We start from the raw sequence: 13,371 nt of genomic DNA, 5'->3' as shown, positions 1-13,371 counted from the left end.
TGGTTGAGTAGCGAGCGTACCGAAACCACACATTTCAAGTTGGTACGTTATATGATGGTTTCGACACCTGCACTTGCCGTGCTGGTGCAAGTGTACGGGCGAGAAAACCATTCGCCTTACTCAACCATCAGGCGTACTTCTCTCTCCGAGTATAATTCAATCAATGGATGAACAACTTAAATTCAAGCCCTTTGGCATCTCTGCACTGATCCTCATCCTCGTTGGCTGGGGTGGCTTATACCTTCTGATCACACAAACCTATCCCTATGTATGGCCGCGCTGGAGTTTCTTTGTCCTTGTTTTGGCGGCGCTCACAGGCACCGTTCTCCCTATCGTCTATTTCTTCCACAAGCGTTTTCCTGCTGAAGTTCCCACCGAAGCCAATGTCATTGTCCGTCAGGCCATGTGGTTTGGCGTGTACGGTGCTACGCTCGCTTGGCTTCAAATTGGGCGTCTCGTCACTGTCTATGTCATTCTCAGTCTTGCGGGCGGCCTGATCGCCATCGAATACTTCATCCGCTTGCGCGAAAAATCGCACTGGAAACCTCCCGTCCACGAAGATGATGAATAGCCTCCGCGATCTTCCCTCAGTCGAACAATTACTGCAAAATGCGACTCATCTCATCGAGAGGTTTGGTCGCCCGCTGACAATTGACTCGCTTCGATTGACTCTCGATGAAACCCGCGCACGCTTCAAACTCGACCCCGAAACTGCTCTGCCCTCCATTGACTTGATCCTCGCCCAAGCCGAATCCCATCTCTCCGCATGGGTTGCTCCCACTCTGCTTCCCGTTATCAACGCCACGGGCGTCATCCTTCACACTAACCTCGGACGTGCTCCGTTATCGAACGCCACCATCAAAGCGATGAACGATGTTGCATCGAATTACTCCAACCTCGAATATGATTTGTCCAAAGGCCAGCGTGGTTCACGGCTGACTCATGCTGAAACCATTTTGCAAAAACTGACGGGCGTTGAAGCTGCGTTGATTGTCAATAACAACGCATCGGCTGTTTTGCTGGTGTTATCTGCTTTGGCGAACAAAAAGAATGTAGTCATTGCCCGCTCGCAACTTGTAGAGATCGGCGGCGGCTTCCGTGTCCCCGATGTGATGAAACAATCAGGTGCAAAGCTTGTTGAGGTGGGCACCACCAATAAGATCCGCTTATCCGATTACGAGGAAGCGCTCCGCATTGATACATCCGTTTCAGTCCGTGAATCCGTTACAAAGTCCGTTTATGGGCTTGTGATGCGAGCGCATCGCAGTAACTTCAAGATCGTTGGCTTCACCGAAGAACCTGAACTCAAGGACATCGTGGATGTTGCTCATAAAGCCAATGTCATCGTTGTGGATGACCTCGGCTCGGGCGCGTTGATTGATACTGCAAAATACGGCCTCGCCCACGAACCGACCGTGCAAGAGTCTTTGTCCGCTGGTGTCGACATAATTTGCTTTTCGGGGGATAAACTCCTCGGAGGCCCACAAGCAGGGATCATCGCCGGTAAAAAGGATCTGATCGACAAGATCAAGAAACATCCGTTGGCACGCGCTGTCCGTGCGGATAAAACATGCTTAGCGGGGATCACTGCTACATTGACGCACTATCTCAAAGATGAGGCGGAGCGAGAAATACCGATCGTGAAGATGATGTCCTTAACGCCTGAGCAGGTCAAAGTCCGTGCTGAGGCGTGGCGGGAGGCGGTGGGGCAGGGCGAGGTGACTCGGTCCGAATCCACTGTGGGCGGAGGGAGTCTGCCGGAAGAGTCCATGCCTACATTTGTGTTGGCATTAAGTGTCAAGTCACCTGATAAATTCTTGAAAAAACTTCGAGAGGCGAACCCGCCTGTTATCGCAAGGACAGAAAACGATAAAATATTATTGGATCCACGAACTGTGTTGAACGACGATGTATTGGTACGAATTTTGAGAGAGGTGTTGCATGCTTACCGTTGAGATACCGATCAAAGACAAAAAGAAACCACCTGCGTTGAAATTCCCTGATCGTTGTGTGAATTGTGGAAAGCCGAAGTATAAAACCCTGTCATTGAAATTGCAGATGGGGGTGCAGAATCGTGGCGGGGCAGTGATGATGGATTTCTCTCCGTCATTGTGTGAAGAGTGTAACAAAAAAGAATCAAGGATTATCAATGTAACGTTGGTGCCGTTCTTGATCGCTGGAGTCATTGTGTCTGTGGGTGTTTTTATCCCCGTGTGGTTGATCGTGCCCGATGGGGATACTTCGCAGACTCTTGGATTCGCCCCAACCGTGGCGGCTTTTGCGGGATTGATCGCGGGCATGATTGGCGGATCGGTTGTTGAGTTTGTCTTGAAGTTGTTGTTCTCTGCGTATTTTGGCAAGTCTCTTTTGAAGCGTCCGTTGACCATCCTAGGCTTGCTCAAAGACTCAGAAGAAGTTATTGGTCTGTCTGCAAAATTCACGGAGAATAAGAAATCCTTGGTGTTGAGTTTTGAGAACGATGAAATTGGTAAAGAATTCAAAACATTGAATTCACTGGAGGCAATATGAAATCAGATCTTGATCGATTGATGAAACAAAGAAATTTGGATGCCCTGATGGTTCTGGGTGATGCAGAGCATAACCCATCCATGTATTACTTTGTCGGTGGAGGACATGTAAGCGGTGCGCTATTGTTGAAGAAACAAGGTGATGCGCCTGTTCTGTTTTACAACGACATGGAACGTGATGAAGCCGCCAAAAGCGGACTGCAAACACGCTCGTTCAACGACTATCCATGGCAGGATTTTATGGAGCAGGCAAACGGCGATATGCAGACTGTGGGCGCTTTACGCTTTCAGAAGATCCTTACCGAATATGGATTGGAAAAGGCACGGATCGCTATTTATGGGAAAGTGGAATTTTCGAATACCTTCGGTGTTTTCACAAAACTGATGAAACTGATGCCTGATGTTGAGTTTATTGGCGAATCGGGATTTAACTCTGTTATCTTTAGTGCGATGGAAACCAAGGAAGATGTGGAAGTGGCACGCATCCGTCAGATGGGCGCGGTAACGACTCAAGTGGTTGGCATGGTGCAGGAACTGTTGACATCCGCGGATGTGCGAAGCGACGAAGTTCTCATGAAAGAGGATGGAAGTCCGCTTACGATCGGGGATGTGAAAGGCAAGATCGCATTATGGCTGGCGGAACGTGGCGCTGTAGATGTGGAAGGTGTCATCTTTGCGCAGGGCCGCGATGCAGGTGTGCCGCATTCTGTGGGTGACCCTGCCGAGCCTCTTCAACTTGGCAAAACCATTGTCTTTGATATTTTCCCTGCTGAAAAAGGCGGCGGGTATTTCTACGATTTCACCCGCACATGGAGCTTGGGCTATGCCGACCCCGAAGCGCACGCCATGTACGATCAAGTCCATGAAGTGTACGAAAAGGTGATTGAAAACCTTGACCTTAATGCCAACTTCAAAGATTACCAGTTGATGACATGCGAATACTTTGAATCCAAGGGACACAAATCTCCGCTCAATTCAAAGAACCCGTTGGATGGGTACGTCCACAGTTTAGGGCACGGGGTTGGCATCAATATCCATGAACGCCCTGGTTCGGGTTTGCAGTTGGGAGATGACAATATCCTCAAACCCGGTGTTGTCATTACCATTGAGCCCGGGTTATATTACCCTGATAAAGGCATGGGCTTCCGCATTGAAGATACCTATTGGGTGCGTCCCGATGGTCAATTCGAGAAGCTTGCTGATTATCCGTATGATTTTGTTTTACCGATGAAGAAGTGGAAAAAGAATTAAACACAAAGGACACGAAGTACACAAAGGTTGGATTAAGGACTGGGCCTCAAGGCTTCATCCTTGGTGATCTTTGTGGTCTTCGTGGTTGAGAAAATGACAAATTTTAAACCCGCCCGTATCCTCGCCATAGAAACCTCCTGCGATGAAACCGCCTGCGCCGTTATTGAAAACGGACGTGCGCTTCTCGCTTCGACTGTCGCTTCACAGATGGAGATGCATGCCCGCTTTGGCGGCGTGTATCCCGAAGTTGCTTCGCGCCAGCATGTGTTGAGCATCATCCCTGTTGTTGAGCAGACTCTTGTGCAGTCGAACATCACACTCAAAGATATTGATGCCATAGCCGTTACGCGCGGGCCTGGTCTCGCTGGTTCACTTGTGGTTGGCATGAACATGGCCAAAGGGCTTGCGTTGGGTACGGGTTTGCCTATCGTTGGTGTCAATCACCTCGAAGGACATATCTACTCTTCGTGGGTTTACAACGCTGGTGATTCTGTCCCTGCTGAGCCGCAATTCCCGTTAATGGCCTTACTCGTCTCAGGCGGACACACTGAGCTGAACATTATGACCGATCATTTGACGTACGAACGTCTCGGCTCCACTCAGGACGATGCGGCTGGTGAGGCCTTCGATAAAGTGGCTCGCCTCCTCGGCCTTCCATACCCCGGTGGGCCATCCATACAAAAAGCGGCAGAGGGCGGAAACCCAAATCGATTCAAGTTCCCGCGTGCTAAGCTGGATAATCCGTACGATTTCTCTTTTAGCGGCTTGAAAACGGCTGTGTTGTATGAAGTCAATGACTTGAAGAAGAAAAGTAGTTCTCTCCCCGTGGAAGACCTGGCTGCCTCGTTCCAGAAGACGGCTGTGGAAACGTTATTCGATAAGACCATGCAAGCCGCGCGAGAATATAAGGCTAAAGAAATTCTTGTAGCTGGTGGTGTCTCTGCCAACCGTGCCTTGCGGAATATCTTCCAATCGCAAACGGAATTCAAAGTAAATATCCCTGCCTTCTCGCTTTGTACTGACAATGCCGCCATGATCGCTGCGGCTGGATATTATCGTTACGCCCGTGGACATGTCTCTGGGTTGGAGATGGATGTCCAACCGACGTGGCCTCTTTCGTGACTTTGAACCGTGGACGATTGACAACGGTCTACGGTCGATCATCCACCGTCTGGATTAAAAACCCAAACCGCCTTTGGCCTGCCCGGGCCATCAGCGGTTTGATAGGAGAATGCAATTACTATTATATTTGGGGACTTAAATACAGCCTGAACGTTTCCTGAAAGAAAAATAAGAAAATTAGCGGGGAGTTTTGAGAACGTAATGGATTTCTTCTGCGGAGATTGGCCCATTGCGTAGAATTTTTATTTCGTCTGTAGAGCAGTCTACAACTGTGGATGGGACGCCGCCGGGTGTTTTACCACCGTCAATGATCAATGCGATACGCCCATTGAGTTGAGCGAATACTTCGCCCGCCGTGGAAGGGCTTTCTTTGCCGGAGATATTAGCAGATGTCACAGCCATGGGGCCTGTGGCTCGTAAAAGGATGCGGGATACGGCATGATCTGGTATCCGTATGCCGACCGTGTTTGTGGCAGAGACAGCCTCAGGGATGGATGGCTTTTTGGCGAGGACGCAGGTCAAAGGTCCGGGCCAGAAGCGAGAGGCAAGCACACGAGCAGGACGTGGAAAATCAGTCGTGATCTTGACCGTATCCATGATCTCCCCGATCAAAATAGGAATCGCCTTTTCGATGGGGCGGTCTTTTGCTGTGTAGATCGATTCGACAGCTTTCCCGTCAAATGCAAGCGCGCCAACACCGTAGACTGTATCGGTGGGGAATGCAACAAGACCGCCTGATTTGAGAATGTCTAGTGCGGTTTTGTATACAAAAGGGTCGTCGGCCGCCATGATCTTTGTGTTCATCGCAACTCTATTTCCAGTAAGCGATCGCGGCCCGTCAGGTCTTGATGCAGTTGGGTTTGGGCATTGGGGAATATTTCATGAGCAAGGTTGAGCGCTTGTTTTCCCAAGGTGGCTTCGATCTCGAATAACATCAACGCATTCGGTGCGAGATAGTTGATTGCCATGTTCATCAACTTACGTATCAATTCGAAACCATCCTGCCCGCCATCGAGTGCAATGGTGGGTTCATGCCCGAACACGGAGAGTGCATGTAATGTTTCTGTGGGGATGTAGGGAAGGTTTGCACAAAGCAAGTCGATCTGTTGGTGATCTTTGATACCTGCCTTGGGAAGTAGGTCGCATTCCATAAACTTAATTTTACCGCCTGCCTTGTGCTTCACCGAATTTTGTGTGGCAATTTGCAATGCTTTTGCAGAAATATCGGTGGCAAGGATATTGGCATCGGGCACGTTGACTGCGAGGGAAACCGCAATGGCGCCTGAGCCAGTTCCAATATCGGCGATCATTCTTCGATCTGGATGTTTGTTCAGCCAGGCAATAGCTTTCTCGACAAGTAATTCTGTCTCAGGGCGTGGAATGAGCACGTCAGGCGTAACATCAAATTCAAGATTGAAAAATTCCCAGTGTCCCAACACATACGGAAAAGACTCGCCGCGTTCCAAGCGCAGGAGCGAGTCTTCAAGTTTTTGTTGCTGTTCGTTTGTGATTGTAAGTTCTGGATGGGCCATCACCCATGTGCGCGGTTTGTTGATGACATGAGCAATTAAGACAGACGCATCCAAAGTGGGCGTGTCGCTTATGGAGGAGAGACGATTTACTGTGTGAGAGAGAAGCGAGAAACTGGCATTCATAGGGTCTTTCTGCATTCCCTCTTTCAACTTCCTTAGGGAAGGAGAAAAGGTAACCTTTTCCTGTGATGGTTATTCTTCGTCGTTAATCCCTGATGCGGCCAGACGGTCCGCTTCATCACGTGTGGAAAGTTCCTCGATAAACCCGTCAATGTCACCATCCATGACGGCTGGTAGATTGTAATTGGACAACCCAACGCGATGATCGGTCACGCGGTTTTGGGGGTAGTTATATGTGCGGATCTTCTCGGAGCGTTCGCCTGTTCCAACTTGTGAGCGTCGATCTGATTCGATGGATGCACGACGTTTCTCTTCTTCGATCTCGTACAAGCGAGCACGCAAAATGCTGAGAGCACGCAACTTGTTCTGCAACTGTGAGCGTTCATCCTGACAGGTCACAACCATGCCAGTAGGTCTGTGGGTCAAGCGCACGGCCGTTGAGTTCTTCTGCACGTTCTGTCCGCCTGCACCCGAAGATCGATACACTTCAACCTCGAGGTCGCTTTCGGGGATGTCAATTTCCACTTCATCCACTTCAGCTAAAACAGCCACGGTTGCTGTAGATGTATGAATGCGTCCTTGCGATTCGGTGGCAGGTACACGTTGCACGCGATGCACACCCGATTCGTATTTGAGTTTTGAAAAAGCGCCCTTGCCGCGGATCTCAAAGATCACCTCTTTATAACCGCCAACGCCAATGGAATTTTCAGACATGACCTCGTTCTTCCATTTTTGTTCATCGGCGTAGCGTGTGTACATGCGGAACAAGTCGCCCGCGAAAATAGCTGCTTCATCTCCGCCTGCCCCTGCACGAATTTCCACGATGACGTTCCTGTCATCACGGGGATCCTTCGGCACGAGCAGTCCCTTGATCTTTTTTTCAAGGCTTGCGATCTTTGGAGTCAGATCTTCAATATCGGCTTCTGCCAACGCGACAAGCTCCGCGTCTTTTTCGGACAGGAGGATGGCCCGGGCCTCCTCCATGCTTTTCATAGCCTGACGGTATTCCCGTGCCTTTTCCACGATCTCTTCCAGGTCCACGCGCTCTTTACTGATCTCAGCCGCGCGCTGATAATTGTTGCCCACCTCGAGCAGTTCACTGCCGAGTTGTTCATAACGATCTTCAATGCCTTTAAGTTTGTCGAGCATATCTTTCCTCTTGCAGGGGCCAAATCCTCTTGCACCTGCTTCATATTTCAGAATCAAACGCGGCATCCATTTGCCGCGCGGCGGGGATTATAACAGCGAAAATGTATCTACTTGGCTGTTAGCGAAAGAAGCATGGAAAGGATCAAAATGATCGAAAACACTGCAAAAATGACCTGCAGGCTTTGTATCCGTTTCTTATCTGACCGTTCGTTTGTTCTTTCCTGACTTTTATTCTTTGATTTCTTAGCTGGCATTGTGTTCTCGCAAATTCAGATGTTTATAGAAAGCTGTGGACATCGCCTTCTCAAGCTCTTCAACCGTGACGGGTTTCATTACATACGAGTCCGCACCGAGTTCCATGGCTCTATCTACCATGGTGTCTGCCGCCTCTGATGAGAGCATCACAATGGGGAGGTTTCTCGTGTCTGCACGCCTCCGCAGGAACTCCACCATGTCCAGGCCAGTTACTTCGGGCATATTGATGTCCAACAGCAACAAATCTGGCCTTCTACCAGAGGCAAACAACTGCGCGGCCGAGCGGACATTATTGAATGATGTCACCTCACAGTCGAGTAGTTTCAACATTAAACCGATCGCGCGGCTCATCTCTTCGTCGTCGTCAACTGTCCAAATATTTTTCATTCCAAATGCACCTTTATTGCGTGCGCCGCGTTCTCCGGCACTACCGCTTTGAGCTCTTCGATTGAAGCGTCCCTAATCTTATCCACAGACCCGAAATGTTTCAAGAGTGCTTTGCGCCTCGAAGGGCCGATCCCGGGAATCGTATCCAACTGCGAAGCCATGCCCAACTTCTCTCTTTTCTTGCGATGGGCCGTGATTCCGTACCGATGCGCCTCATCACGAATTCGTTGCACAAGATATAGTCCCTGTGAATGACGCGGCAACAACAACGGTTCTGACTTATGCGGGAAGAAAATTTCCTCGCGTTGTTTGGCAAGGCCCACCACTGGGATCTTGTCCATCAACTCATATTTCTCAAGGACTTGGACTGCGCGCCCCAACTGTCCCTTGCCGCCATCGATAATGATAAGGTCTGGCAGGAAGGAAAAAGACGCGTCTGGCTTGGACCCCGGGCCTGCTTCTGTTTCCTGACTCCCTTTCCACCTTCGAAATCTGCGTGTGAGCATTTCCTCCATGGAAGCAAAGTCATCGGGTGCGCCAACCACGCTTTCAATATTGAACTTGCGATATAACTTTTTATCGGCTACACCTTGCGTGAACACAACCATGGCGCCGATGATGGCTGTCCCTTGTGTATTGGAAATATCGTAACACTCAATTCGGTTCGGTGGAGCTGGCAACTTCAACGATTCTTGCAACTCAGCTAACGCTGTTTCTTGTTTGTGCGTATCGGCCTGCCATTGGGCGCGCAGAGCTTGCAAGGTTTCTGTAGCATTCTCCGCCGCCATTTGAACAAGGTCACGCGGTTGGCCTTCGCTTGGTACAAAGAATTCCACTCTCTTGCCGCCTCGTTTGGAACGTAGCCATTGACTGATGATACGTGCCTCTTCCAGTTGATTTGGGAGCATCACTTGTTCAGGGATGTTAGCGGCTTCAGTGTAGAACTGGGTGATGAATTGCTCCATCACTTCATTATCTGCCGTATCTTCTGTCCCTTCAAGGATGAAGTATTCACGCCCGATCAACTTACCTCCGCGCACAAAGAAGACCTGTACACAGGCCTCTCCGTCACTGCGGGCCATGGCAAGTACATCGGAGTCGATGTAGTCTGTTGCAAAGACGATGCGTTGTCGCTCAATAATGTTCTGTATCGCTTTGAGCTGATCGCGCAGAGCGGCGGCTCTTTCGAAGCGCATCTCTTCGGCCGCTTTCAACATGTCCGTTTCGATGCGGCTCACAATGCCTTCACTGTGTCCGCTGAGGAAATCCATCAGGTCAGAGATCATTTGGCGGTATTGGGCTTGGGTGGCCGCTCCGATACAAGGGGCAGTACACAGCTTGATGTCAAAGTAAAGACACGCGCGTTTGTCCTCTCCTGTGATTTCGCGGTCACAGGTCAAATAGGGGAAAACTTTGCGAAGCACATCCAAAGTCTGGTACACCGCCCAAGCCGATGTGTACGGACCGAAATAACGCGCACCATCTTCCTCCATTTGCCGGGTGACAGTCACTTTGGGAAAAGGTTCGTTCCAATGGACTTTGATGTAGGGGTAGCGTTTGTCATCTTTGAGACGGACGTTATATTTCGGGCGGTGCTTCTTGATGAGGTTCATCTCGAGGATGAGCGCCTCAAGCTCCGAGCCGACAACGATCCACTCAATATCTGCAATATCGCGCACGAGACGGCGTGTTTTATTGTCGTGGCTTGAATCCGCGTGGAAGTAGGAGCGTACACGATTCTTCAGGTTGATGGCCTTGCCAACATAGATAATCTTCCCCTCGGCATTCTTCATTTGATAACAGCCAGGTTTTGTTGGTAGAGTGGCAAGGATGCCCTGTATCTTTTCGGAAATCTCCATATAAGAGCAATTTTACTGCATGTATCATGATTACAAAATACAAGTACTTTCGGTGGTTGTATTAGACCTTGATTTATGCAATAATGGACAAAATCTTTTTTGGAGGAACTACTATGAACGATCAATTCAATCAGCCTGTACAACAACCTTCCACTGGCAGTGGAAATGAACGCATCATGGCCATCGCTTCGTTGGTCCTTGGTGTTATTAATCTGTGCGCGTGGTTTTTGCCGATCTGTGGCGTTCCGTTGGGAATTATCGGAGTTGTGCTTGGATATCTTGGCATGAAGGATCCTTCCCAGAAGACCCTTGCGATGATCGGGATGATTCTTTCGGGCATTGGAATATTGCTTGCTTGTATCAATGCCATAGCAGGTGTAGCGCTTAACTCTGGAAATATTTTCCAGCAACTTATGCAAAGCGTTCGCTAATATCTGTACTTGAATAAAACGGCCCACCTGAAATTTTCAGGTGGGCCGTTTTGCACATATAGTGGGGGATATTAAAGGCCAAACATACAAGGACAGAAAAAACTAAAGAAAATAAAAGCGATCACTAAAGCGATTGCCATTTCCACTGCGATACGTTTCCACGGGAAGCGTGTCTGGGGAGGTGGATCTTGCGCTTGAATTTGTGCGTAGCTGGGCTCCACTGCTTTGCGTGCTACATCGGCAAAGTATCGGGTGTCTGGTGAAATGTTCTGGCCGCTGAGCATGATGAGAAATTCGCTCGCCATAGCTCCTGCGGATTGATATCGCAGGCTGGGATCTTTGGCGAGAGCGCGGTCGATCAATGCTTGCAGGTCAGCTGAAATGCCTTTGATTGGCGGAGGCTGGTCATTGATGTGTCTCATCAGCATGCCAAAGGTTGAGTCGGATTGAAATGGGACGTGCCCTGCCAACATTTCGTAAAGGACAACGCCTAGTGAGTAGATGTCGGTGCGTTTGTCCACTTTTTCGCCACGTGATTGCTCAGGGCTCATGTATGTGGGTGTGCCGGAGACAGAACCAGTTGTCGTGTGGAGGGTAGAGTCAAGAAGGCGAGCCAGACCGAAGTCGGTAAGAATCGGTTCTACATCCAAAGGTAACGGTTGCTCTAACGTGACTTCTTGTGTGCGGGAGCGTAAAAGAACGTTGGCAGGTTTGATATCCCGATGAATGACTCCCTTGCTGTGGGCATAATCCAATCCGCTGGCAATGGCACGCAACAGCTGAGCGACCGTAACGATGGGAATGCGTTGGTTACGTTCGTGAAGGGCTTTCAAATAAACGGCAAGCGATGGGCCGGGGATGTAATCCATGATCAAACACGGTGTTTCACCTTCGACAACGTAATCGATCATTCGGACGATGTTTGGATGGCGGAGTTCTCCGACTACATCTGCTTCACGTTTGAAACGCGCCAATTGATGCACATCACGTTCCAGTAGGCCACGCATGACTTTGATGGCGATCAATCCTTGTGTTTCATGGATGCCAGTGTATATCTCAGCCATACCCCCGTGGGCGATCAAGTCCTTAATTAGAACCTTGCCTAATTGCCTGCCCGTCCAATCTGCCATATAAAAAAATTATAATCGAGATTGGCATCTGGCCGTGTATAATGCCATGCACTTAAAAATATTGATATGAATGTTCAACAATGAGGTGTACGTGGAAGGTGTATTGGAATTTGAAGTAGGAAAGTTATTACGCGAACGCAAGTTGCAGTTGGCTGTAGCTGAGTCGTGTACAGGCGGATTGATCGGCCACCGTATTACAAACGTATCGGGTTCTTCTGAATATTTTGCGGGCGGATTTCTCGTATATTCCTATGAAGCGAAGGTGAAACTGTTGGGCGTTTCATGGGACACATTGCATGCGTTTGGAGCTGTGAGCGGTGAGACTGTGCTCGAGATGGCGCATGGCGCAAAGCGTGCATTAGATGTGGACATTGCCGTTTCAGTCTCAGGGATAGCTGGTCCGGGCGGCGGGACTTTGGACAAGCCTGTTGGCACCACCTGGGTTGGGCTTGTAGCGAACGATGTCGAGTGGGCGCGCGAGTTCTACTTTCAAGGCAACCGCGAACAAAATAAAGCCGCATCTGCAGATGCGGCTTTACAAACGATTTTGGATTATTTGTTGGGGAAAAAATAATTGTAAGGGCGACCCAATAGGTCGCCCTTGGTTTTTACGCTTGTGCGAATGTATCGATCAACAACTTGAAGTTCCCGCCAACGGGATACAAAATGGGGCAGGTACACCCACGCTTCTTGTATTCTTCCACTTTGGCTTTCGCTTCGGCTGGAGTCCCTGAAGCGGTGATGCGGTGGACGAGGTCATCGGGTACGAGATGTTTTGCCTTGTTGATCTGTTCTTTTGTGGCAGGCCACCCCAAAATGGATTGTATCTCGTGAATGACATCATCTGATACGTTTGATGCTTTGGCGATGTGTGGCTGTTGAGCAAGGTACTGACAGAGCAATTCCTTGGTGTACTCAATAGCCTTGTCGTGGTCTTCGTCCACCGAACAGACAATTAATTGCGGACGGTCAAAATCTTCGAGTTTTCGCCCAGATATGTTCAAACCTTTTTCAAGCAATTCCATGGCTTTATCGTTGTACTCAGGGGCGACACAATAATTGAGCACAACTCCGTCTGCGATCTCGCCTGTCAACTCCATCATCTTATCGCCCGTTGCGCCGATCATGATCGGAACGTTGCGCGGTTCTCGTCGTCCATGCACCACATCCAATTCGATCCCGTCTACGTGATGGAATTCTCCGTGAAAGGTGACTCGTTCCATGTTCAACAATCTACGTAAAACTTCAACGGTCTCACGCATGGCGAGCAACGGTTTCTTTCTGTCAATGCCTACATTCTTGGCTAGCGGATCCCACCATGCGCCGATACCGCAGATGATCCGATTTGGAGCAAGATCATCAAGTGTCAACAATGTTGCTGCCAGCAAGCCGATATTACGTGTCCAATTGTTGATCACGCCAGAGCCAACCTTGAGTTTATTTGTCACTGCGGCATAGGCCGCCATCGGCACGATGGCATCACGCACCAGTCGCGACTCTGCCTGCCAGACGGCTTCAAAGCCTTTCTCTTCTGCATATCGTACATAGTCCAACCCATCCCGCAGATCATGTGAATCTTGCAGGTACAAGGCAACGCGCTCGGTCAT

General features: G+C 49.5%; 15 protein-coding genes. 7 read left to right on the top strand and 8 right to left on the bottom strand.

Features of this window, described 5'->3' with window-relative positions; genetic code table 11:
• The first annotated feature begins 163 nt into the window (after positions 1-163).
• From IPP66_18435 to tsaD, 5 genes are all read left to right on the top strand, one after another.
• On the top strand, positions 164-571 hold the full coding sequence (locus IPP66_18435) for a hypothetical protein (GenBank protein ID MBK9927251.1): 408 nt from the start codon (positions 164-166) through the stop codon (positions 569-571).
• Entirely contained in the window at positions 564-1,955 is a 1,392-nt protein-coding gene (locus IPP66_18430) for an L-seryl-tRNA(Sec) selenium transferase (GenBank protein ID MBK9927250.1), read from the top strand. The genes IPP66_18435 and IPP66_18430 overlap by 8 nt, the downstream gene beginning before the upstream one ends.
• Positions 1,942-2,529 (top strand): hypothetical protein, encoded by a 588-nt coding sequence (locus IPP66_18425; GenBank protein MBK9927249.1) that lies wholly within the window; start codon positions 1,942-1,944, stop codon positions 2,527-2,529. The genes IPP66_18430 and IPP66_18425 overlap by 14 nt, the downstream gene beginning before the upstream one ends.
• Positions 2,526-3,779 carry an aminopeptidase P family protein gene (locus IPP66_18420; GenBank protein MBK9927248.1) on the top strand — a complete coding sequence of 418 codons (1,254 nt, stop codon included), beginning with the start codon at positions 2,526-2,528 and terminating at the stop codon, positions 3,777-3,779. The genes IPP66_18425 and IPP66_18420 overlap by 4 nt, the downstream gene beginning before the upstream one ends.
• Positions 3,780-3,872: 93 nt before the next feature.
• Complete coding sequence (gene tsaD, locus IPP66_18415) at positions 3,873-4,901, top strand: tRNA (adenosine(37)-N6)-threonylcarbamoyltransferase complex transferase subunit TsaD (protein MBK9927247.1); 1,029 nt, start codon at positions 3,873-3,875, stop codon at positions 4,899-4,901.
• A gap of 177 nt (positions 4,902-5,078) precedes the next feature.
• On the opposite strand, the gene IPP66_18410 is transcribed toward tsaD, so the two are convergent.
• The 6 genes from IPP66_18410 to uvrC all read right to left on the bottom strand — a co-directional run bounded on the left by IPP66_18410 (position 5,079) and on the right by uvrC (position 10,203).
• A complete protein-coding gene (locus IPP66_18410; GenBank protein MBK9927246.1) occupies positions 5,079-5,705 on the bottom strand; it encodes a threonylcarbamoyl-AMP synthase in 627 nt (208 codons plus the stop codon).
• Positions 5,702-6,571 (bottom strand): peptide chain release factor N(5)-glutamine methyltransferase, encoded by an 870-nt coding sequence (gene prmC, locus IPP66_18405; protein MBK9927245.1) that lies wholly within the window; start codon positions 6,569-6,571, stop codon positions 5,702-5,704. Before prmC ends, IPP66_18410 begins: the two co-directional genes overlap by 4 nt.
• A gap of 54 nt (positions 6,572-6,625) precedes the next feature.
• Complete coding sequence (gene prfA / locus IPP66_18400) at positions 6,626-7,702, bottom strand: peptide chain release factor 1 (GenBank protein MBK9927244.1); 1,077 nt, start codon at positions 7,700-7,702, stop codon at positions 6,626-6,628.
• Positions 7,703-7,809: 107 nt separating this feature from the next.
• A complete protein-coding gene (locus IPP66_18395) occupies positions 7,810-7,956 on the bottom strand; it encodes a hypothetical protein (GenBank protein MBK9927243.1) in 147 nt (48 codons plus the stop codon).
• The gene (locus IPP66_18390; GenBank protein MBK9927242.1) at positions 7,946-8,344 is read right to left on the bottom strand and encodes a response regulator; all 399 of its coding nucleotides are present in this window, start codon (positions 8,342-8,344) and stop codon (positions 7,946-7,948) included. Before IPP66_18390 ends, IPP66_18395 begins: the two co-directional genes overlap by 11 nt.
• Positions 8,341-10,203, bottom strand: coding sequence for an excinuclease ABC subunit UvrC (gene uvrC / locus IPP66_18385; protein ID MBK9927241.1), 1,863 nt, complete (start codon positions 10,201-10,203; stop codon positions 8,341-8,343). The genes IPP66_18390 and uvrC overlap by 4 nt, the downstream gene beginning before the upstream one ends.
• Before the next feature lie 113 nt (positions 10,204-10,316).
• Here uvrC and IPP66_18380 point away from each other — a divergent pair, with 113 nt between their 5' ends.
• On the top strand, positions 10,317-10,634 hold the full coding sequence (locus IPP66_18380; protein ID MBK9927240.1) for a DUF4190 domain-containing protein: 318 nt from the start codon (positions 10,317-10,319) through the stop codon (positions 10,632-10,634).
• A 71-nt stretch (positions 10,635-10,705) separates the two neighbouring features.
• Here IPP66_18380 and IPP66_18375 read toward each other — a convergent pair whose 3' ends face one another.
• Positions 10,706-11,764, bottom strand: coding sequence for a serine/threonine protein kinase (locus IPP66_18375; protein MBK9927239.1), 1,059 nt, complete (start codon positions 11,762-11,764; stop codon positions 10,706-10,708).
• Between the two features lie 70 nt (positions 11,765-11,834).
• On the opposite strand from IPP66_18375, the gene IPP66_18370 reads away from it, so the two are divergent.
• A complete protein-coding gene (locus tag IPP66_18370; GenBank protein ID MBK9927238.1) occupies positions 11,835-12,338 on the top strand; it encodes a CinA family protein in 504 nt (167 codons plus the stop codon).
• A 34-nt stretch (positions 12,339-12,372) separates the two neighbouring features.
• Here the strand turns inward: IPP66_18370 and IPP66_18365 are convergent, their stop codons facing one another.
• Positions 12,373-13,371, bottom strand: a complete 999-nt coding sequence (locus IPP66_18365) for an LLM class flavin-dependent oxidoreductase (GenBank protein MBK9927237.1) — start codon at positions 13,369-13,371, stop codon at positions 12,373-12,375.

It is taken from the genome of Candidatus Defluviilinea proxima, assembly GCA_016721115.1.
Taxonomy (GTDB): domain Bacteria; phylum Chloroflexota; class Anaerolineae; order Anaerolineales; family Villigracilaceae; genus Defluviilinea; species Defluviilinea proxima.
Note: the sequence above shows the minus strand (reverse complement) of the source record. Positions and strands in the feature narration are given on the sequence as shown.